The organism is Campylobacter vicugnae (assembly GCF_002139875.1).
In the GTDB taxonomy this organism is placed as follows: Bacteria; Campylobacterota; Campylobacteria; order Campylobacterales; family Campylobacteraceae; genus Campylobacter; species Campylobacter vicugnae.
Genome location: NZ_CP018793.1, coordinates 1,258,997 through 1,281,516 on the forward strand (window position 1 = coordinate 1,258,997; position 22,520 = coordinate 1,281,516).

A 22,520-nucleotide genomic window follows, 5' to 3' on the forward strand; every position below is an offset into this window, starting at 1 on the left:
ATCCCCTTATTTTATTATTGCTTGTTTGCATAAATATTGTGAACTAATAGTAATCTCATCTCCGCTTTTTAACTCAGCTAATGAGATAATTTGTGAATCTTTTATAATATGTGCCATATTTTTTGTTACCTTATAAAAGTACTCTTGTCTTTTAAAAACTAACTCAAATTTATCAATTTTTGATTGAGCTAAATTAAATTTTTTGTGTAAAAAGTTATCTAAATTTGACTTAAAACTATCTAAAGTAAGAGTAGCTAAGTTGATTTTTTGTTCTATTGCTTTAGATTTTATCTGTGCTTTGGCTAAATTCAGATAGCTTTCGCATTTGTTGAATTTAGATGATATAATCGCTTCAAGAGTATTTTGAATAATATCGAGTCTTTGATGAAGTTCATTGCTATCAGGCAAGAGATCAACCATCGCAGCAGTAGGCGTAAGAGATCTGTGATCAGCTACAAAATCACTAATACTATAATCAATTTCATGTCCTACGGCTGAGATAATAGGTGTTTTAGCTTCATAAATTGCATAGGCTAGAGCCTCATCATTAAAACACCACAAATCCTCTTTAGACCCGCCACCTCTAGCAATGACAATTACATCTAACTCCATAGAATCAGCAAGTTTTAGCATCTTAATTAAATTTGCTGGAGCGCTATTTCCTTGAACTAAGGAATTAAATAGATAAAACTTAGGTAAAATATATCTATTGCTAATAACTCTATACATATCAGCAAATGCTGCTGAGCTAGCACTTGTAATGATTCCTATTTTGCTTGGATATTTTGGTAGTGGTTTTTTATGCATTTTATCAAATAATCCAGCAAGAGCTAGACGCTCTTTGAGCTGATTAAATGCAAGTTCAAGCTCGCCTATGCCAATTGGAATAATACGGCTAGCTATAAATTGGTAGCTACCATTTGGGCTATAGATTGAAAGCTTACCAATTAGCGTAACTTTCATACCATCTTTAACTTCAAATTTGATATTTTGATTGGCAAATTTATAAATAGCAACGCTAATAGTTGATCTTTCATCTTTAAGAGAGAAGTACCAATGGCCACTATTATGTTTAATCAAACGGCTAATCTCGCCTTCAACCTCTACAGAATTAAAATGAGACTCTAATAACGCCTTAGCCGACTCATTTAGATCGCTTACTGTCATATATTTTTAACCTTTTTAGCAATAAACATAGTGCTAATATCCATGCTAAATCCCTTAACTATCACTATCTCAAAACCATTGTCTTGAAGCTCACGACAAAACTCATTTGAGTCTAAAAAACCTTCAATGCTTTTAGGCAGGTACTCATAGGCTTCTTTATTTTTACTTATTAATCCGCCAATTATAGGCAAAATATTATGCAGATAAAAATCCCTAATCTTTGCTATTAGGCCGTTTTTATCTCTTTTGGTAAATTCTAAAACAACTAAATAGCCACCAACTTTTAAAACTCTATTAAACTCACGCAAAGCCTGAGTTCTAGCAACAACATTTCTAATTCCATAGCTTATACTAACTATATCTTGAGTATTTAAGTTTAGACTCATTTCATCAGCCTTAGCCTCGATAAACTCACACTCTGGCAATTTCTCTTTAGCAACTTTTAGCATCTCTTTGCTTGGATCTATTCCAGTAATCTTCTCAATAGTTAAATTTGCTTTTTTAGCACTACTTTTCCAAGCTTTAATCATATCTCCAGTACCACAAGCTACATCAGCAATATTTAGCGTAGATTTAAAATTCTTTAACACTAAATCACAAGCTGAACTTCTCCAAGAAGCATCTATACCAAAACTTAAAATTTTATTTGCTTTATCATAGGTAGGAGCTATTTCATTAAACATATTTATAATTTTATCTTGATTTTGCACTTAGTCTTCCTTTTTGTAATGTGGTTTTAATTTTTTAGATATTTTTGATAGCTTTTTATCGAATTTGCTTAATTTTTTATTTAACTCTTTTTTTATAGATTTTTTATCTGAATATCTATATTTATCTTTAAAAGCAGAGATTTTAGCCAGTTTTAACCTAAATTTACCCATATGAAAAAGCTCTTCAAAAATAGCAACAAGAACCAAAAGCTCATAAAGTAAATTTGATTTTAATACATTTTTATCTTTTATATTTTCTCTTAAATTTACAATTTTTTTGCGAATTACATATGCTGCACAGCTATGCATCGATGAGTTTAAAACGCAATAAAATGAGTGCGTATCATATAAAAAAATTTCTAACTCAAAACAAAGAGACTCAAATCCATTATCAAAATAACTATCAATCTGAATTAGATCATCATGTAACTCAATATTTTTTTTAGATAAAGTATGATAAACTCTGCTTACTGCTGGCAAAATATCACCTAAAAGCTTATTAAATTTAGCCACAACAAGCTTATCAAATATAAAATCAAAGCTATTAATAAGTACATTTATAGCTATTAAATGCTCACTAATCTTAATTAATAGTGTAAAATCTTTATCTTTTAAATAGAGCTTTCTAAGTTCATTAATTAAAAATAACTTTTGTAAAATCAACAATCTAACGCCATCATAAGCACTAATATCAACACCAAAATATAGTTTTTTATCACCTAGTTTTGGTAATTTAGATGTGATCTCTAGATAGCTGATATTTTGCAAAATTCTTCCTTGAATAAAAGTGGGAAATTCTACACTAAAACTACTAAAATATAGCTTTAAAACCCCGCAACAGGGGCTTTAAATTTAACAGCATTTTGAGCAGTTTGAGATATTAGCTACAATATTTAATCTATTAATTAAGTTGCCAATCTTTTGCTCTAGATGTGTTTGATATGCAATCATTTGCGCATCATTTGCACCGATATCTTCGATATTGCCACAACTACTACATACTAAATGAATATGAGGTTTTTCGTAGATATCATATTTTGCTTTTTGATTTGGACTGTTTACTTCTATTACTAAATTTTCATTTATAAGTGTATTGAGGTTTTTATATACAGTCGCAAGTGATATAGATGGGTGTTCTTTTTTTATCTGCTCATATAGCTCATCTATAGTAGGATGCGTGTGATTACTTAGTATCTTTAATACACAAAGCCTCTGTGGAGTGGCTTTAAGTTTAGCTTGTTTTAAAAGCTCCATGTAATCCATACTTTTTTCCTCTTAATTAAAATGGGCTAATTTTATCAAAAAAATATTTAAATTTTACTTTATTAATTAATATTTTTTATTGCTTGTAATTTGTATATAAATATTATTTTACTTTATTAATTAATAATATCTTTACATAATCATAATAGCGGCAGCAAAGGTTCACTTTGTGATTTAATTATTTTATCTATTTGGTCAAAAAGATCATTAGTAAAATTATAATTATCAAATTTACCTTTATATATTTTTTTAATAAAAAAATTTTTATATTCATCTGTTGGAATATATTTTTTTCCATCTTTCATTAATATTTTATTTTTTACTAAAAACTCATTAAATGTATTATTATTTTTTAAATTTAAATTCTCTGGATAGCTTTCTTTAAGCAACTCTAAACATTTTTCTTTGGTAAATCCACTATTTGTAGTATATATATCTTTGATCTCGTTTTTAAAATTAGGCTCTTTTGAATGAATATATTTGTTGGAGGAAGCTAGATACACTTTGACATATTTATTTTCTTCTAATGAACGCATTATATTAGCATAGCTACCAGAACTTTTTTCATCCCAAATTACAAAAGAATAAGTAGAATCCTTTGTCATTTTAATATCTTTTCGACTTTGCTTGGCTTTTTCTGTTTTATCTTCATCTGATATATTTACTTTTTTATAGCAAAAGTTTCATTTTCTAAATTTCTTGCTTTGTCGCCTACATAATATATTGTGATGCGATCATATTTTTTTTTGAAGCAATATTTCTGAATTAATTTATCTATACCAGGTGCATCACCAATCAAAATTTCAGCATTCTTATTCATTATTTTATCTATAGTTTCTTCAGTTGCTTTGGGTAATGCTTTTATAGAAAGAGATCCTGAAATAAAAACTTTTTCATTATTCATTTTTTACTCCTAGTTTTTGTAAAACATAAAACATACACATTGTCAACTTCACCTTGCGTATAAAGTGTTTTTGTAATTTCATTTAAAGTTGCACCACTTCTATATAAATCATCTATTAAAAGTATTTTTTTCCTTTGTATCTTTTATCGCAAATAAAAGCACCGTCTAATATCTTCTGTCTTTCTTCTAAAACTTCTATAGATTTCAATTCATTAGTATTTTTAATTTTTTTTATATATTCACCATCGATTTTCCGATTAAGAAAATATGCTATTTTATCAGCTAATAGATATACTGGCTGTAACTCTCTATCTTTTGAAGATGGAACCGGAGCAATAACCCATATATAAGGAGTAACCAGAATTTCATTTTTTAAAAAATTAGCAGCAGTAAACGCTAAATTTTCAACTAATTGGATTTTATCTTGATTGGAGATAGAGTTGTTATATTTTAAATCATAAACCATTTGACCTATTTTGGTACGATTATTATCAAAATGCCCCCCCCTTAAAGACACGCTACTTAAGGTATGCAAATCTAATGCCCACCCACATTTCCAATTTCCTTTTAATGTTATCACAAACACCTCCTAATTATATTAATTAAATTGTTATAAAAGTAACAAATCGCTACTTAAAAATTAAGTAGCTTGATTAAATTTGCCTAAAATACCTTACGATAGAATCTACATCGATATTAAGCGAGTTTTCTACTTTAGATATATTTCCATGTGTTATAAAATTATCTAGATATTCAAAGCTTACAACACTTACATCTTTAATATCATTATCTTGTAAAAATCCAGATAAAATCTCGCCAACCCCACCACGCTTAGCACTATCACTAAAGATATACCATTTTTTATGCTCTTTAGCTAGATTTAAAAGTAGTTCTTCATCAAGTGGTTTTATAAAAATAAGATCAATAATTGTAGGATTAATATCTAAAATACTAGCTACTTTATATGCCTTAGCCACAGCATTGCCATATCCGATAAATGCAATATTTTCACTATTTTGTAATAGAATTTGAGATTTACCAAGCTCTACTTTAACTGGTTTAAACTCATCACTAAGCCCAAAATTTCCCCTAGGATACCTAATAGCAAGTGGCGAATTAAAACTATAAGAAAACTCCATAATCTCTTTAAACATTAGTTCATCTCTAGGTGCTACAAGAGTAAAATTTGGCACAGTGTTTAAAAAGCTAATATCAAAAGCTCCTTGATGTGTCTCACCATCTTCTCCTACAATACCAGCCCTATCCATACATAACACTACAGGTAAATTTAAAATAGCACAATCATGAATCACTTGATCATAGGCTCTTTGCATAAATGTTGAATATATTGCAATATACGGCTTAAAACCCTCTTTTGCCATTGCTGCCATAGATGTAACTGCATGCTGTTCTGCAATTGCAGTATCCCAAAATCTATCTGGAAATTTCTCAATCAAAGCCCCAATTCCAGTTCCACTAGGCATAGCAGCTGTCACGCCTACTACATTATCATACTTGCTAGCAAGTTCTAAAAGCAAACTGCTAAAAATTTCAGTAGCACTTTTTTGGTTAGATTTTTGAAGCGCCATACCATTTTGTGGATTAAATGGGCTAACGCCATGCCACTTCTCTTTTGGGCCTTCGGCAATTTCATATCCCTTGCCTTTTATAGTTTGGACATGGACTATTACTGGCTTTTGAATACTTTTTGCTACGCTAAAAGCCGAGATTAAATCCTTGATATTATGGCCATTTACTGGGCCTATATATTCTAATCCAAGCTCTTCAAAAAACATCCCAGGAGTAATAAGCCTAATGCCTTCTTCAAGTCTTTTAGCCATATATGCAGCAGAATCTGGAACATGCTGTAATAGTTGATTTATCTTATTTTTAAATTTTTGATAAAATGGTCCAGCCATCATCTGAGATAGATATTTACTCATCGCTCCAATTGGCTTTGATATACTCATCTCATTATCATTTAATATAATTACACACGGATATTTTTTATCCCCTAGCTCATTTAGAGCCTCATATGCCATCCCAGCACTCAAGGCTCCATCGCCAATTACAGTTACTGGCAAACGATCTTCGCCTTTTAGCCTTATAGCCTTAGCAGCACCTACAGCAAGACTAATAGATGTAGAGCTATGGCCAGCTACAAAATAATCATATTTGCTCTCACTAGGCTTAGTATATCCACTAATTCCGCCAAATTTACGCAAACTATCAAACTCATTCCAACGCCCGCTTAAGAGCTTATGAGTGTAGCTTTGGTGGCTAACATCAAATATAAATGGATCATTTGGAGGATTAAATACATAGTGCATCACAATGCTAAGTTCTACAACTCCTAAATTTGAGCTTAAATGCCCGCCATTGGTGCTAACTACACTTAAAATCCTCTCTCTAATATCAGTTGCTAAAGTCTCAAGTTCGCTAAATTTTAAAGATTTTATATCCATTTTATTCACTTAGTATCTTTTTAATCTTATTAAATCTAGCCATCACGCTACCATCTACATTACCTATATCGCTTAATACTATTACCCCACCAGCTAATACCGCATCATCACTAGTAATCTTAATATGCGATTTTTGAGTTAAATTTGATTTTAAAAACTCATAATCTTTTGGATTGGTTTTAATCTCTATTGTAGTAGCTTGACTTAGCTCTTCTATTAGGCTTTTAGCGATGTTTGAGGCGATTTGTGCTGAGCTATCTTTAATCTCTTTTAAAACTACCTCTTTGGCAATCTCAATTGCTGTGGCTGCGATTTCACTTTGACTTGAGCTTAATAGTGCTTCTAGCTTTGAGGCTTGCTCATCAAGTTTATCAATTGAACTAGCATATTTTTTACTATTTTCATTTAGCAAAATTTCATACTCAGCTTTTGCTTGTTCTTGTCCCTCTCTTAGCCCCTCTTCTTTAGCTCTAGTAGTCTCATTTGCCAAACGTATTTTAAACTCATTTTCTTGATTTTCTATCTGCATTTGAAGCTTAACAATATTTCCACTTAAATCATCAGTTCGTTTTAGAAGCTCTTCAATAAATGTGGATTCTACCGTATTTGCCTCTTGGGTTGTAGGTGGATTTGGCTCAGATAATTCTAAATCCGAGTTAGTTTGCTCTGTTAGCTCATCGTTATTAATAACTGGAGCCAAAGGTTGAGCAGTCTCTTTAGCTGGCTCTTTTGGCTCATTTGAGTGAAGTGCTAAAACCTTAAATCTATATGGCTCTACAGTATGTTCGCCCCTAGTATTATCTATTACACTACTTAGTATCATTCTATCATCTCATCACTTACGCCGACTTGGAATACTCCATCTTCAGCTAGTTTTTGAACTAGTTCAACTACTTTTCTTTGTGCTTCTTCAACCTCTTTTACGCGTACAGCACCGATAAATTGCATCTCCTCAATAAATGCTTCACTAGCTCTTTGACTCATATTGGCTAAGAATTTGCGTTTTAACTCCTCGCCACTACCTTTTAGACCAACCATAAGAACCTTTTTATCCACAACTTTAAGAATCTCTCTAATAGCATTATTATCAAGAGTATTAATATCTTCAAATGTAAACATAAGCTCTTTAATCATAGTAGCAAGACTTGGGTCATTTTTCTCAATAATATCAATTGTGGATTTGCTAGCTTTTTGACCAAGACGGTTAAGCACTTCTGCAACAGCTCTTGGACCGCCAACTTCAACCTTATAGCTTGTAAGGCTCTCTAGCTTAGATTCTAGTACAGTTGAAACACGTTTTACTACTGAAGGGCTGATATCGCCTAGATTTGCCATACGGATTACAACCTCACTTCTAATATCATCTGGAAAATAGACTAAAGTCTCAGCCGCACTAGAAGCGTCCATATGCGCTACGATTAGAGCTATTGTTTGTGGGTGTTCTTTGACAATAAAGTCAGCAAGCTGCTGAGGGCGAACCTGTCCAAGATAGCTAAATGATTTAGTAGTTTCCATAGATTTTTGAAGCTTATCCATAATCTTTTGTGCTATTTCTGGACCAAAAGTTCTAAATAAAATCTCCTTAGCGTACTCTATACCACCACTTTTTAAATACTGATTTGATTGACTAACTACATAAAATTCCTCTAAGACTGCAGCTGCTACGCTTTTATCAATTGTCTTAGCTGTAGCGATATATTTTGATATCTCAGTAATAATATCAATATCCATATGAGAAAACAGCATAGTAGTAGCATCTTCACCTAATTGAATGAGCAAGATAGCGATTTTCTCAGCCATACTAAGGTCATCATAGACCATCTTTTGTTCTTCATTTAGTCTCATTAGAAGTCCTTACTAGAGTTAAATCCATTATCATTTTTAAGCATAGTTTGAAGCAAGGTGGCAATCTCTTCGCTTCTTTCAGTCGCAATTAGTTTGAGTTTTTCAAGCATAACTTCATATTTAAGCTCATTTTCATCAAAGTTATCACCAATTCCAAGCTCATCTTCAACTCTTTTTCTAGCAGCTTTAAATTTCTCCAATGTATCTTCGGCCTCTTCTTGTATATTTGTCTCATCTGGTATTGGCTCAAGCTCATCATCTTTAGACTCTTCAAGCATCTTAGCAAGAAATGGAGTAATAACCTTTTTGTAAAATACATATAAAATTAGTAAAACTATTAGATACTTTAATATTGGCATAATAGGTTTAAAATATGTATCTACAACTTTTTGAAGTGGGCTTACTTGGATAATTGTTCCAGTTTTTCTAAACTCAAAATTACTTACTGTAACCTCATCTCCTCTATTTTCATTATAGCCGATTGCTTGTTGAACTAGGCTTTTGATTGAATTTAATTCATTATCATTTAAAGGAATATAGGTTAAAGTATCATCTTTAGTTCCATCTTCAATAGTTTTAAACTCATATTTGCCATCTACTACTACAGCTGCAGTTACTCTTTTTATCGTAGCGTATTGATCTTTTACTTTAATGGTTTGCTTAGATATTTCATAGTTGGTATTGGCGACATTTTTAGAGTATAACTCAGTTGGTTTATCATCTTCTATGCCTTGTACTGGGCCTATATTGCTTACAGCTCCAGGCACTCCGCCTACATCTTTTGGCTCTTTGCCTTCGCGTCTTTCTTCAATATTTTGTTCGCTTCTAATAACTGAGTTTGGATCATAAATTTCATTTATACTATCCTTAGTTGAAAAGTCAAACTCAATGCTAACCTTAGCCGTAACCTTATCTCTACCACCAATAAATTTACCAATCATATCAATAATTTTTTGTTCATATGACTCTTCAAATTCACTTCTATACTTAATCTGTGCGGCTACAAGCTCATTTTCTAATGCTATATCATCATCACCTAAAGATACGCCATCTTGAGTTACGATTTTGACATCTTCAAGCTTTAGATTTGGTACTGAACCAGATACTATTCGCTTTATCCCATCTATCTGTCTGCGATTTAGTTTTGAGCCTTCTTTAATTTTGACAACGACAGAGGCAGTTGGTGGTACTTGACGCTCGGTAAATACACTATCTTTAGGAAATGCAATATAGACACTAGCTCTTTCTATTGGCTCTAGGCTCTCAATTGTTTTAGATAATTCGCCTTGGATTGCTCTTTGAAATTTAACTCTTTGTTCATTTTCAGTAGCACCAAAATCTTGAGTATCGTAAATTTCAAAACCCTTTTTATTATCACCCATTATCCCAAGGCTAGCTACTGCGATTCTTTGGCGATATACATCGCTTGTAGGCACAAGAATAGTACCCTCATCTGCTAACTTATATTTAACTCCTTGGGTTTCAAGTTCGTTAATTATCTGAGCCGATGCAGCTGGGTCTATATTGCGAAATAGTACGCTATAACCTTCATACTGGGCCTCAGGATCTTTACTACCACTAAATAGCGTCAAAAACACCAAAAATCCAATCACCAAAACAATTGAGCTTGCAGCTACAATCTTTTGTTTTAGGCTTAAGTTTTGGACAACTTGACTAATTTGCTGAAATAGAGCTTTGAAATCCATAATCTATTAAATTTCCTTTTTAAGTGCTTCTAAAACTTTGATATTTTGCTCATTTGTACCAATTGTGATACGAATAGCATTCAATCCATAACTTCTTAAATTGCGTAAAATTATACCTTGTCTTAATAATTTATCACAAATTTGAGTTGAGTCTTTACTATTATCAAATATAAATGTTATAAAATTTGTATAACTTGGTATAAACTCTATATCATTATCTTTAGCAAACTGCTCATAAATACTCATCTCTTTAAAGTTATTTTGCAAGGTTTTAACTATAAAATCTTGATCTTTAACTGCTGCAATAGCTGCAGCTAGACTTGGTGTTGTGATATTAAATGGAGCTCTAAGCTTGCTAATTGCAGTAATTATCTGCTCATTTGCAATACCATATCCTACTCTCATTCCACCTAATCCATAAGCTTTAGAAAATGTGCCTAAATAGATAGAGTTAGATAATTTTATTATATCGCTTGGGTTTATAGTTTTTCTACTATCTTTAAATTTCGCAAACTCCATATATGCACCATCAATTACTACAAGAGTATCACTATCAATACTAGATATAAACTCATACACATCGCTAGCGTCCAAACACTCACCAAGTGGGTTATTTGGTAAGCATAAAAATACTACCTTAATCTCCTTTTTATGAGCATTATATAACTCTTTTATCTCATCTAAACTGTGCTGAGAGCTTTTGGTTTTATAAATTTTAGCACCTATATGTTTGGCATAAATTTCATACATTGCAAAGGTTACACCTGCACTTAGCATTGCTGTATTTGGATTAAGCTTTGCGTGCATGATAAACTCTATAACTTGATCGCTTCCGCTACCTATTACTATATTTTTGCTATTTACATTATATAAATTAGCCAAAGACTCTTTTAACTCATAGTAGCTATCATCTGGATATAAATTTGCAGATTTGATAGATTCTTTCATCGCTTCAAGCACAAGCGGTGAACAGCCTAGTGGATTTTCATTGCTAGCTAGTTTTACTACATTTTGTGGCTCAATGCCAAACTCTCTAATAACAAGCTCGATTGGCTTGCCAGCTTCATATATTGGTAAATTTGATATTTGTGGGTTAAAATTCATTATTATCCTTCTTGGTTTAAATAGCTACCCAACCAGGTAATTTCATGACCATTTTGAGTGGCGTTTTTTAGTACTGTATCTACATTTTCATCATCTATATGACCTTCAAAATCTATATAAAATACAGTTTTAAAATCTTTTTGCTTAATTGGTCTACTCTCAAGCTTAGTTAAATTTATTCCACCTTCTTTAAACATATTAAGAAGCTCCACAAGTCCGCCTGGACGATGTGCAGTCAAAGCTAAAATACTGGTTTTATCACAATTACTTCTAATATTTTTAAAATCACTTAAGACAAAAAATCTTGTTCTATTTGCCATATTATCTTCGATTTTTTCAAACATTATTGGCACTTTATTTATATGTGCAGCTATTTTTGAGCAGATTGCTGCTGAGCTAGGATCTTGCGAAGCTAAATAGGCAGCTTGAGCAGTTGATTTAGTTGGTATAAATTCTATCGAATTGAGATCATGATCATCTAAAAATTTATGGCACTGATTATAGCCTTGCGGATGAGAATAGATCTTTTTTATATCGCTTAAATTTTCACTTAAACTAACAAAACTATGGTGAATATCCATATAAATTTCAGCTACAATTTTTACATTTTCATATTTTCTTAAGCAATCAAGGGTAATCCCAACAGCACCTTCTGTATTATTTTCAATCGGTACAACTCCATATTTAGCCTCGCCATTATTAAGCTCACGAAAGACACCTTCTATAGAACTAATTGCCATATAGCTACTCATCGCACCAAATCTACTCTCAGCTGCTTGGTGAGTATATGTCCCAATTGGGCCTAAAAATGCTACCTTTTGTGGAAGTTCTAGATTACGACTAACAGCAAAAATCTCTAAATATATCGCCTCAATTGCTTCGCTACTTAAAGTGTTGCTAGGTAGTGATTTTAATCTTTCTAGTATTGCTCTTTCACGCTCTGGGCGGTAAATTGGAACATTTGAGCCAACTTTTAATTCACCAATTTTTTTGACAAATTCCATTCTTTGATTTAATAAATTTAAAATCTCATTATCTATCTTATCAATGCCAACTCTTAAATCATCAATACTCATCTAAGAATCTCCCAAATTTTACTCACATCATCATATATATTATCAATTTTATCTCTATTTAAATTTGCAGTACTACTTTTATCTATTTTACCACTTAAAACCAAAGCCGTACTCATATTTAACTCTTTAGCCCCATAAAGATCGCCAGTTGCGTCATCGCTAATTATAGTTATATCTTTAAACTCAGCCTTAGCATTTTGCTGTTTTAAAAGCTCAAGCGCAGCAATATAAAATCCTAAACTCGGTTTGCCAACACTGCTAAATTTAGCACCAGTAGAGTAGCTAATCATATTAGCAATAGCACCAACTCCTGGATATAATCTACCATTTTTTTTGTAGATACTAGTCTCATGCATAGCAATTATTTTTACACCTTTTAGTGCTAACTCATTAATCAAAGCAAAATCATCAAAGCTAAATTTATCCCAACTAGCAATCAAAATCGCCTTTGGATCTTTTAGATCTTGAGTATAGCCAATATCTTGCATAGTTTGCACAAATTCTTTAGCACCAAAAAGCGCTACATTACAAGGACTTATTATCTCATTTAATACACAAAATGGATCTAAATAAGCACCATCTTTAATCGCCAATCCTTTATCTCTTAGCGTTTGTAAAAACTCATCACTTTTTATCTTAGTGTTATTTGTTATAATAACATATGGAATAAGCTTAGAATTTAAAGTATCAATTAGCTCACAAGCGCCATTAATTGGACTTTTATCGCTATCGCTTATTAAGGTTCCTTGCACATCTATAAAATACATTATATAAACTCTCTCTCATTTCTTATCATATCTTCAAAACTCTCTCTTTTGCCTATTAGGCGATCTTTGCCGCTTTCAATAGCGACTTGTGCAGCTCTGCCTCTTGTGTTATAGTTACTAGACATTGAATATCCATATGCACCAGCTGATTTAATTATTAACATATCACCATGTTCTAGCTTTGGCAACTCTATATTTTTACCTAAAAAATCCCCACTTTCACAAATTGGACCTACTACATCACAATTAGTTTTATCTCCATCTTTTAATGCTATTATCTCATGATAAGCCTCATATAAACTTGGTCGAAGAAGATCATTCATAGCCGCATCGACAATTACAAAACGCTTATCACCATTATTTTTTTCATATAATACTTGAGTGAGTAATTCTCCACTATTTCCTACTATAAATCTACCTGGTTCGCATACTATGGTTGCATCTTGACCCTTTAGTGCTGCTAAAATTCCTTGAGCATATTCATATAAATTTGGCTCATTTTCATCACTATATCTAATGCCAATACCGCCACCTATATCAAAGAATTTAATATTTATATCAGCTGCTCTTAACTCTCTTAATAGATCGCTAGTAATATTTGCTGCTTCAATAACTGGGCTAATATCACTTAGCTGACTTCCAATATGGCAGTGAATACCAACTGGATCTAGATTATCGCTTCTATGAGCATGTAGATAAATTTTCCTAGCTTCATTTATACTAACACCAAATTTATTTTCATGTAATCCTGTAGAGATATATGGATGAGTTTTTGGATCTACATTTGGATTAACTCTGACTGAGATTCTAGCCTTTTTACCTAACTCTTTAGCTATTAATTCAACTCTTTGCATCTCAGCAAAGCTCTCTAAATTTATCATTAAAATATCTAAATTTAAAGCCTCTTTAATCTCTTCATCGCTCTTGCCAGCTCCGCTATAAATTATCTTATAACTACTAGCACCTGCTAATAAAGCTCGCTTTACCTCACCGATACTCACACAATCAAATCCCCCGCCAAGAGTAGCAATATGCTTTAAAAGGCTCAAATTTGAATTGGCTTTAACAGCGTAGCAAATTAGAGATTTTCTAGCGTTAAATTCCTTTTTTAATTTCTCATATTGAGCTGTAATATGGTCAAAATCATATATATAAAGTGGTGTTTGATACTTCTTAGCCAGTGCTAAATAATCCATATATAGTTCCTTGATAATTTTAGAATTTACAATATTATCTAATCTTGGCTTAAATTTAAGACTAAATTTAGCATTTAATCTCAAAATTAATATTTTAAAATCTACTCCAACTCAACTTTTAAAAAACCCTTAAGCGACTCTTTTACTAAATTTAAATCTAAATTTTGTGCAATTATAACAAGGCAAGAGCCTGGATTTTCACCATTTAGATTGTCTATATGGCGTGGCGGATGCACAATATGACAGACTGAATTGATAGATATTAAATGATTTTGCTTAGTTGATATTATCCCTTTGGTGCGAAGAATTTGCGCTCCATAACGATATAGAAGAAGACTAAGCCAGATAGTAAATGCACTCCACTCAACTGGTTTATTAAAATTTAACGATATACTGCTTAACCCTTGAGTATGGCTATTTTGCTCAATATTACTATAATCTTTTTTTACATCATTGAAAAGATCGCTAAATTTAATATATCTCTTATCATATATTTTTACACCAGCATATATGGATTTAAGAGTTTTGCAAAGCTCCTTATAATCGCTATTTAAATCACTTTTAGTAATAATAACTGAATCACTAGCACTTATTTGATTTATAGCTTCTTGATGATTTAAGTGATTTAATCCATTTATCGCATCTACGCAGGTAAATAATCCAGCAATCTCAAAGTGATTTGATAAAAATGGATCACTCAATACAGTCCATAAAATCGGAGCTGGATTTGCAAGACCTGTAGTCTCGATAATAACTCTATCAAGACTTTTACCATTTAATTCATAGCTATTTAATATATCTTTTAACTTAATTATTAAATCATCTCTTTTATTACAACACATACATCCTGAACCTATTACGGTGGTTTTTTCTTTAGCGTAAGAGGCGTTTAAAATTGTATCATCTAAGCTATTTTGACCAAATTCATTTACTATGATGGCTAAATTTGAACTATCAATATCAGACAAAATTTCGCTTAAAAAAGTGGTTTTACCACTACCTAAAAAACCTGTAATTATGCTTATTTTTACCTTTGACACTGCTTTATATGCTCCAATAATTTTGGTTCTAATATATCTAAATTTCGCCCTAGCATACTCTCAGCCTTACTCCATAAATCACCTAAGTCATTTACGATTACACTTTTGCCAGTTTTATTGCTTAATATATATTTTGAGTTTTGCCATTCGCTTAGTTTAAGAGCGTAAAAGCTTAGAATTTCATTAGCATATTTTACTTTTTTTAAACGAGATTTTAATCTTTGACCTTGAATATCACCAACTGTGATAGTAGAGCCATTACCACCTAAATCACTCCAGTGCAAAGCACTAACAAGCTCACCGCATAAAACGCACATTAGGCTTCCTTTTAGCTTAAATTTGGATTTAAATTTACCATTTTTTAAATTAAATTTAGATTTATTAAATTTAATATTTATCAATTATAAGCAAATAATTATATAAATTTAGCTACAATCTAAAAGATAAATTTCAAGGAAAATCATGGCAATTAAATTTAAATTTACATCAAAAATAGCTACAAAATAACCAAATTATGTACTTAAATTTATTTACCACTATTACTGTTTTTGCTTTGCAGACAGTTATTAATTTTTTCTTAACTCCATATATTTTACGAGTTTTAGGCGATGAAGCTTATGGATTTTTAGCATTAGCAAATTCATTTGTAAATTATGGATTTATCCTAACTCTTGTAATTAACTCAGTAGCTAGTAGATTTATCGCTTCAGCTTATCACAAAGGCAATTTTACTAAAGCTTCTAAATTTTATAGTTCAGTTTTAATGGCTAATCTTATATTTAGCGTTATTGTGGCTTTTATTTCGCTTATATTTTTACTTAAAATTCAATCAATAATAAACATATCTGATACTTTATTAGATGATGTACGAGCAACGATGGCTATATATTTTATCAACTTTAGCATTGGATTATTTAATGCTATTTTTAGCGTTCATGCCTTTATTAAAAACCAGATGTATCTCATCTCAATTCGCAACGCTATATCCACTACTATATATGCTGGATGTGTGCTTTGGCTATTTTGGGCATTTGAAGCGATGATATATTATACAGCAATAGCAGCTTTAATATCATCTATTTTTGTATTTTTTAGCGCTTTGGTTTTAAACCGCAAATTTAGGCTAAATTTAATCTTTTCGCCTAAATATTTTAGAATTAATTTTATCAAAGTTCTAGCTAGAAGTGGATTATTTAACAGCTTAAATATGCTAAGTCAAGTATTATTAAGTGGGGCTAGCTTGCTTTTGGTTAATATCTTTATAAACGCTCTTAGTATGGGGATTTTAGCCATATCTCGCTCAGTTATAATGATAGTTGAAAGCTTTGTAATTACTACAGCAGTAGCATGGGATCCTCGCCTTGTTCAAATTCATGCAAATGCCAAACCGCTTAAAGATGAAGCAATCTTGGCCATTAAAAGTGTAAGCTTTATAGCCTTACCTTTAATTGCTACTTTTGGAGTTTTAGCAGATGAGTTTTATAGGCTTTGGCTGCCTTTTAAAAGTAGTGATGAGATAAATTATATTTATGAATTAGTGCTTATTTCTCTTTTGCCATCTATTATATTTGCTAGTTCTAGACCTTTAATTAGCACATATTTAATAACTGATAGGCTAAAGCGTCCAGCACTTGTTACGCTATTTATGGCTGTTTGTGTATTTTGCGTACAGATTATTGGGTTAGCTTTTTTTAATTTTGGGCTAAAAGAGATAGTAATGACTATTACTATAGGAATTAGCTTAAAAATTACCCTATTTGATGTTGCTAATGCTGGAGTAAATTTAGGCCTTAAATTTAGCACTTTTTATCCTATATATTTTAAAAGTCTTGGTGTTTTTGTTTTAATTACAGCTATTATATATCCATTTTCCAATATATTAAATATAAGTAATTGGCTTGAGTTTTTGATATATGCTGTAGTTATCTCAACTTTGGGTTATTTAATAGCTTTTATGATAATATTTACAAAAGAACAAAGAGCAATATTTATAGGTAAGATTAGGGGGAGATTTTGAAAATTGCGTTTGTTATCTCTACGCTTGGATTTGGTGGGGCTGAAAGAGTGCTAAGCATAGTAGCAAACCGCCTAAGCTGCGAACATAGCGTAAGTATTATTAAATTTGATAACCAAGAGCCATTTTATAAAATTAACGATAGTGTAAAAATTATAAATTTAACCACATCAAATGGTGGATTTTTAAATTTAAAAAAGCGATTTAGTAAGATTTTTGCTCTAAGAGATATATTTAAAAGCGGCCAATATGATGTAGTTATCAGCTTTATGGATAGCACAAACCTACTTTGTTTAATAGCAAATTTAACCCTAAAACAAAAGCTAATAATCTCAGAACATAGCGACCATAGCTTTTTACCTTTAAAATGGCAAATGGCAAAAAGAGTGCTATATCCATTTTGCGATGCTCTATCAGTACTAAGCAAAAGCGACTATCAATACTACAGCTATGTAAAAAATAGATCAATAATATATAATCCATTTTTTGGAGATGATGAAAATATAGAGTATCAAAAGGAGAATTTAATCCTTTTTGTCGGTAGATTAGAAAAAGTCAAAGGATGTGATATATTTTTAAACTCACTTAAAGAGTGTGATTTAGGTGATTATAGTGTTGAAATTTGTGGTAATGGTAGTGAGTTTAATACCCTTAAAAATGAATTTAAAAGTAAAAAAATTAAATTTTTAGGCACTGTAAATGATATAAAAAATCACTACAAAAGAGCCAAAATCATAGTCTCAAGCTCACGCAATGAAGGGCTTGGCAATGCTTTAATTGAGGCTTGTTTTTATAATATTGCAAGAGTTGCCACGCCTACAATTGGTGCTTGTGAGCTAATTGATGATAACAAAAATGGATTAATAAGCGATGATTTTACACCACAAAGCTTGGCTAAAAAATTAAATTTAGCCATAAAAGATGAAGCTTTAAGAGCTAAATTGGCTAAAAACGCATTTGATTCTAGAGGTAAATTTGAATTAGAAAATATATATCAAGAGTGGCTAAAACTTATAAATAAGGCCTTAAAATGAAAATAATGCTAGTAATTTCAGCTCTTAGAAATGGTGGGGCCGAGCGTGTAGTAGAGCTTTTAAGTCATGAATTAGGCAAAAATCATCAAATAGAAACCCTATATTTTGAAGAGAATTTAAACCTATATAAAATCAGTGGCAAACTCACCCATCTAAATCTTTACAAAAATAGAAATTGGCTTAGTAAATTTAGCAAATTCTTTAAAATTCGAGCATATATCAAAAGCGCCAATCCAGATCTAATAATCTCATTTATGGATCAAACAAATATAAATATAATACTCTCAACAATCTTTACAAATAGAAAAATTATCGCCACTGAACATGTAAGCTATGATCTATTACAATCTAAAATTTGGAGAAGAATTAGAGATTTTAGCTATAAATTTTGCGATGCATTAGTAGTACTTAGCAAAAGAGATAAAGAGTATTATAATTTTGTTAAAAGATGTAAAATCATATACAATCCACTATTTAACAAGCCTAAAAATATAATCAAAAAAGAAAAACTAATCCTAAGCGTAGGCAGACTTGAGCCAGTAAAAGGGTATGATTTATATCTAAATTCACTTGCTTTAGTAGATAAAAATCTATTAAAAGAGTATAAAATCGTAATTGCTGGAGATGGCACTCAAGCAAACGCTCTTAAAACACAAGCTAAGAATTTAAATCTTAATGTAGAGTTTTTAGGACATGTGCGTGATATTAACAAGCTATATCAAAGGGCTGAAATTTTAGTTCTTCCTAGTCTTAGCGAGGCTTTTGGAAATGTTTTAAATGAGGCTGGGGCTTATAATATAGCAAGAATTAGCACTCCAACAGCTGGAGCTTTAGAGATTTTAAACAACAATAAAGACTCACTAATAGCCAAAGATTTTACTCCACAAGCCTTAAGTTTGTGTATTACTAAAATGATTGAAGATAGTAATTTAAGAGAAAATTTGATAAAAAATATAAACCTAGATAAATTCTCTTCGCAAAATATTATATCAGAGTGGAACAAACTAATTAAAGAGCTAAAAGGAAAATAATGAAAAAAATATCTCTATTTATATACTCAATGGCCGGCGGTGGAGCTGAGCGTGTAGTCTCAAATTTGCTTAGCGAACTTGTAAATTATTATGAGGTATATTTAATTTTAATGAACAATAGAATATCTTATAAAATACCTCACGATGTAAAAATTCACTATCTAGAAAACTCAAATCCTTTTGAAAGTGGGATTTTAAAATTTGCTAAACTCCCATTTTTAGCCCTAAAATACAAAAAATTTTGCGATGATGTTGGGATTGATATGCACTTTGTATGGATGAATAGACCATGCTATGTAGCGGCTTTAGCAAGACTTTTTGGGGATAAAAAACCACTTGTCTTAAATGAATGCTCAACTCCATCTGTGCTATATGCTAGTAATAATTTAAAATCTAAAATTAGCAAATTCTTACTTAAATGGCTATATCCAAAAGCTGATTTTATCTATCCAAATAGTTTAGGAAATTTAATTGATTTACGAGATAATTTTGGTATAGAAGCAAATAAAATGAAAGTGCTATATAATGCTATTGATCTAGAAGATATCCAAGCAAAATCAAACGAACCAATTGAATTTAAAGGGGAGTTTTTTTTAAGTGTGGGAAGATTAGATAGTGGCAAAAATCATGAGTTATTAATTAAAGCTTATGCTAAACTTAAAAACTGCGATAAATCTCTTATAATTTTAGGCGATGGAGTTTTAAGAAAAAAATTAGAAGCATTAATAAAAGAGTTAAATTTAGAAGATAGAGTCTTTTTACCAGGTTTTGATAATAATCCATATAAATATATGTCAAAATGTTATGCCTTTGTATTTGTAAGTCTATTTGAAGGATTTTCTAATGCATTAATAGAAGCTTTAGCATGCGGTAAGCTAGTTATTACAAGTGAACATAAAAGTGGAGCCAAAGAGCTAATGGGAGAAAATGAGTGGGGATATTTAGTACCAGTAGATAATCAAGAAGCAACACAAAAAGCAATGCAAAGAGCAATTGATGAACCAGACTTTGTAAAATATTATGAAAAAAACGCTATCATAAGAGCTAAAGAATTTAATAAAAAAACAATAGCAAAAAATCTTATAAATGAGTTAGAGGAGATATATGCAACTTCTAAATAGATATCAAATTCCAATATTTATAATAATTGCCTATCTTTTTGCTATTTTATGCAGAATGGAGTGGGTAGTTTGGGCAAGTGGATATAGTGATTTTATCTGGAATAATCAATTAATGATTAGCACAAATGATGGATATGCTTATGCTGAAGGCGCTAGAGATATGATAGCTGGATTTCACCAGCCAAATGATCTTAGCTACTATGGCACTCCACTTTCTACATTGACATTTTTACTAGCTAAAATTCTACCAGTTAGCTTAGAAACAATTATGGTATATTTAAGCGTATTTTTAGCTTCGCTTATTGTGGTGCCGATGATATTAATAGGAAAAGAATTTGGCCATGTTAAAGAATTTTTTGTTGCTAGTCTCCTTGCATCAATCGCAAACAGCTACTACAATCGCACAATGGCTGGATATTATGATACTGATATGTTGGTAATTGTTTTACCACTTTTTGCTATTTGGGGGCTTATTAGATTACACTTTAGAGGTGATTTAGGCTCATTTTTAATAATCTCAATATCTATGCTAATATATAATTGGTGGTATCCATCTAGCTATACACTATGTGTGGCTATGACTATATTTTATGCACTCTATACTATAGTTTTTGAACGCAAAAATTTACGCAACTATCAAGCAATTTTATTTATGATTTTAGCTATTACAGCAGCTTCATATATATTTAAATTGGCTCTTATTTTAGCTCTTTTTGGGCTTATATATTTTAGGTCATATTGGTTAAATTTCAAACTTATGGCGATGCTTTTTATTGCTGTTTTAGCTCTATTTATAGCATTTGGCGGATTAAATCCTATATGGTTTCAAGCTAAGTTTTATCTATTTAGAAGTTTAGGTGATAGCAGCTCATTAGCATTTTATTTTTATAATGTCAATCAAACTATAATGGAATCAGGCAGAATAGATTTAGATCTATTTACCCAAAGAATTAGCGGACACTGGAGTATCTTTATAGCTGGTGTTATAGGATATGTATTGCTATGTGTGAAATTTAGAATATTTTTAGTAGCAATTCCTATGGTTGGTCTTGGATTTTTAGCACTAAAAGGTGGATTAAGATTTACTATATATGCAGTGCCAATTATAGCTATGGGATTTGGTTTTTTACTATTTTATATACTAAATAAGGCTAAAATTGCAAGATTAAATTTAATCGCTGGCATTATAACTGCTTTAGCTTTAATGCCTTCACTAATACATATCTATTATTATAAGCCATCAAGCGTATTATTTAAAACCGAAGTAAATGTATTAGATAAATTAGGTAAAATAGCTGATCGTGAAGATTATACGCTTGCTTGGTGGGATTATGGATATGCTATTAGATATTATAGCGATACAAAGACCTTAATTGATGGTGGCAAACATTTAGGTAGAGAAAACTACGCAGTAAGCTATGCCCTAACCATGCCGCCAACAAGCTCAGCTAATATGGCACGATTAGAAGTAGAATATACTCAAAAGGGTTATGAACAAAACTACAATGGTAAAAATTTAGAACAAATTTTAAAAGATTACAACTATGATGAGCTTGGCAAATTTTTAAGCGATATTAAAAAAGATAAATTCAGCTTGCCACAAAAAAGCCGTGATATATACTATTTTTTACCAGATAGAATGATGGGGATATTTCCAGTAGTAGCTAAATTTTCAAGGTTAGACTTATTAAATGGCAAGGAGTGGGCTGATCCATTTTTTGTTATTGCGACAAACTTTGCTCAAGTAGATAATGGAATTTCTCTAAATAATGGCATAATAATCTCAAATGACGCTACTCATATTGAGCTAAATGGGCAGAAATTTAGAGTAAATAGCTATATAGAGACTAAATATGATGAGAATATGAAGCTTAAAAAAACTATTCATAATATAGACAATCTAGCTGATATATATCTAATTTATATGGTAGATTATGGAAGATTTATTTTACTTGATAAAGAGATGTTTGAAAGTAGCTATATCCAGCTTTTTGTACTTGAAAACTACGCTGGTACTCCATTTGAGCCTGTAATCCTTGACCCTGCTGCTAAGGTATATAAATTAAAAAGGTAATAT

Annotated in this window: 22 protein-coding genes; 5 read left to right on the top strand and 17 right to left on the bottom strand. The window is 31.2% G+C overall.

From position 1 onward, the window contains the following. Positions 1 to 6: 6 nt before the first annotated feature. From xseA to CVIC12175_RS06585, 17 genes are all read right to left on the bottom strand, one after another. Positions 7 to 1,167, bottom strand: a complete 1,161-nt coding sequence (gene xseA, locus CVIC12175_RS06505; RefSeq protein WP_086256582.1) for an exodeoxyribonuclease VII large subunit — start codon at positions 1,165 to 1,167, stop codon at positions 7 to 9. Continuing rightward, positions 1,164 to 1,877 (bottom strand): bifunctional demethylmenaquinone methyltransferase/2-methoxy-6-polyprenyl-1,4-benzoquinol methylase UbiE, encoded by a 714-nt coding sequence (gene ubiE, locus CVIC12175_RS06510; RefSeq protein ID WP_086302641.1) that lies wholly within the window; start codon positions 1,875 to 1,877, stop codon positions 1,164 to 1,166. Before ubiE ends, xseA begins: the two co-directional genes overlap by 4 nt. Beyond that, positions 1,878 to 2,645: a hypothetical protein gene (locus CVIC12175_RS06515; protein ID WP_086302643.1), complete on the bottom strand. Its 768-nt coding sequence runs from the start codon at positions 2,643 to 2,645 to the stop codon at positions 1,878 to 1,880. Positions 2,646 to 2,729: 84 nt separating this feature from the next. Further along, positions 2,730 to 3,140 carry a Fur family transcriptional regulator gene (locus tag CVIC12175_RS06520; RefSeq protein WP_086247339.1) on the bottom strand — a complete coding sequence of 137 codons (411 nt, stop codon included), beginning with the start codon at positions 3,138 to 3,140 and terminating at the stop codon, positions 2,730 to 2,732. Positions 3,141 to 3,280: 140 nt separating this feature from the next. Next, complete coding sequence (locus CVIC12175_RS06525) at positions 3,281 to 3,745, bottom strand: hypothetical protein (protein ID WP_086315940.1); 465 nt, start codon at positions 3,743 to 3,745, stop codon at positions 3,281 to 3,283. Positions 3,746 to 3,801: 56 nt separating this feature from the next. Next, positions 3,802 to 4,044 (bottom strand): hypothetical protein, encoded by a 243-nt coding sequence (locus tag CVIC12175_RS06530; protein ID WP_086315941.1) that lies wholly within the window; start codon positions 4,042 to 4,044, stop codon positions 3,802 to 3,804. Between the two features lie 115 nt (positions 4,045 to 4,159). Further along, positions 4,160 to 4,624: a hypothetical protein gene (locus tag CVIC12175_RS06535; protein ID WP_086315942.1), complete on the bottom strand. Its 465-nt coding sequence runs from the start codon at positions 4,622 to 4,624 to the stop codon at positions 4,160 to 4,162. A gap of 73 nt (positions 4,625 to 4,697) precedes the next feature. Beyond that, on the bottom strand, positions 4,698 to 6,509 hold the full coding sequence (dxs, locus tag CVIC12175_RS06540; protein WP_086256631.1) for a 1-deoxy-D-xylulose-5-phosphate synthase: 1,812 nt from the start codon (positions 6,507 to 6,509) through the stop codon (positions 4,698 to 4,700). A gap of 1 nt (position 6,510) precedes the next feature. Beyond that, positions 6,511 to 7,332 carry a flagellar assembly protein FliH gene (fliH, locus tag CVIC12175_RS06545; protein WP_086302645.1) on the bottom strand — a complete coding sequence of 274 codons (822 nt, stop codon included), beginning with the start codon at positions 7,330 to 7,332 and terminating at the stop codon, positions 6,511 to 6,513. Continuing rightward, on the bottom strand, positions 7,329 to 8,354 hold the full coding sequence (fliG, locus tag CVIC12175_RS06550; protein WP_086247341.1) for a flagellar motor switch protein FliG: 1,026 nt from the start codon (positions 8,352 to 8,354) through the stop codon (positions 7,329 to 7,331). Before fliG ends, fliH begins: the two co-directional genes overlap by 4 nt. Further along, positions 8,354 to 10,060, bottom strand: a complete 1,707-nt coding sequence (gene fliF, locus CVIC12175_RS06555) for a flagellar basal-body MS-ring/collar protein FliF (protein WP_086302647.1) — start codon at positions 10,058 to 10,060, stop codon at positions 8,354 to 8,356. Before fliF ends, fliG begins: the two co-directional genes overlap by 1 nt. 6 nt (positions 10,061 to 10,066) lie before the next feature. Then, positions 10,067 to 11,164, bottom strand: a complete 1,098-nt coding sequence (hisC, locus tag CVIC12175_RS06560; protein WP_086255631.1) for a histidinol-phosphate transaminase — start codon at positions 11,162 to 11,164, stop codon at positions 10,067 to 10,069. Positions 11,165 to 11,166: 2 nt separating this feature from the next. Beyond that, complete coding sequence (gene pheA / locus CVIC12175_RS06565; protein WP_086256577.1) at positions 11,167 to 12,240, bottom strand: prephenate dehydratase; 1,074 nt, start codon at positions 12,238 to 12,240, stop codon at positions 11,167 to 11,169. Next, positions 12,237 to 13,007, bottom strand: coding sequence for an HAD-IIA family hydrolase (locus CVIC12175_RS06570; RefSeq protein WP_086256576.1), 771 nt, complete (start codon positions 13,005 to 13,007; stop codon positions 12,237 to 12,239). The genes pheA and CVIC12175_RS06570 overlap by 4 nt, the downstream gene beginning before the upstream one ends. Then, positions 13,007 to 14,203: a diaminopimelate decarboxylase gene (lysA, locus tag CVIC12175_RS06575; RefSeq protein ID WP_086315943.1), complete on the bottom strand. Its 1,197-nt coding sequence runs from the start codon at positions 14,201 to 14,203 to the stop codon at positions 13,007 to 13,009. Before lysA ends, CVIC12175_RS06570 begins: the two co-directional genes overlap by 1 nt. A 101-nt stretch (positions 14,204 to 14,304) precedes the next feature. Beyond that, complete coding sequence (locus CVIC12175_RS06580; RefSeq protein ID WP_086302649.1) at positions 14,305 to 15,243, bottom strand: CobW family GTP-binding protein; 939 nt, start codon at positions 15,241 to 15,243, stop codon at positions 14,305 to 14,307. Further along, positions 15,231 to 15,560: a hypothetical protein gene (locus CVIC12175_RS06585; protein WP_086302651.1), complete on the bottom strand. Its 330-nt coding sequence runs from the start codon at positions 15,558 to 15,560 to the stop codon at positions 15,231 to 15,233. The genes CVIC12175_RS06580 and CVIC12175_RS06585 overlap by 13 nt, the downstream gene beginning before the upstream one ends. Positions 15,561 to 15,757: 197 nt before the next feature. On the opposite strand from CVIC12175_RS06585, the gene CVIC12175_RS06590 reads away from it, so the two are divergent. The 5 genes from CVIC12175_RS06590 to CVIC12175_RS06610 are packed head-to-tail and all read left to right on the top strand — an operon-like array spanning position 15,758 to position 22,517. After that, the gene (locus CVIC12175_RS06590) at positions 15,758 to 17,260 is read left to right on the top strand and encodes an MATE family efflux transporter (RefSeq protein ID WP_086255637.1); all 1,503 of its coding nucleotides are present in this window, start codon (positions 15,758 to 15,760) and stop codon (positions 17,258 to 17,260) included. Further along, the gene (locus CVIC12175_RS06595; protein ID WP_086302653.1) at positions 17,257 to 18,291 is read left to right on the top strand and encodes a glycosyltransferase; all 1,035 of its coding nucleotides are present in this window, start codon (positions 17,257 to 17,259) and stop codon (positions 18,289 to 18,291) included. The genes CVIC12175_RS06590 and CVIC12175_RS06595 overlap by 4 nt, the downstream gene beginning before the upstream one ends. Next, positions 18,288 to 19,322 (top strand): glycosyltransferase, encoded by a 1,035-nt coding sequence (locus CVIC12175_RS06600; RefSeq protein ID WP_086256572.1) that lies wholly within the window; start codon positions 18,288 to 18,290, stop codon positions 19,320 to 19,322. Before CVIC12175_RS06595 ends, CVIC12175_RS06600 begins: the two co-directional genes overlap by 4 nt. Continuing rightward, positions 19,322 to 20,443, top strand: coding sequence for an N-acetylgalactosamine-N,N'-diacetylbacillosaminyl-diphospho-undecaprenol 4-alpha-N-acetylgalactosaminyltransferase (gene pglJ, locus CVIC12175_RS06605; RefSeq protein WP_086256571.1), 1,122 nt, complete (start codon positions 19,322 to 19,324; stop codon positions 20,441 to 20,443). The genes CVIC12175_RS06600 and pglJ overlap by 1 nt, the downstream gene beginning before the upstream one ends. Beyond that, a complete protein-coding gene (locus tag CVIC12175_RS06610) occupies positions 20,427 to 22,517 on the top strand; it encodes an STT3 domain-containing protein (RefSeq protein WP_086255641.1) in 2,091 nt (696 codons plus the stop codon). Before pglJ ends, CVIC12175_RS06610 begins: the two co-directional genes overlap by 17 nt. Positions 22,518 to 22,520: the final 3 nt, after the last annotated feature.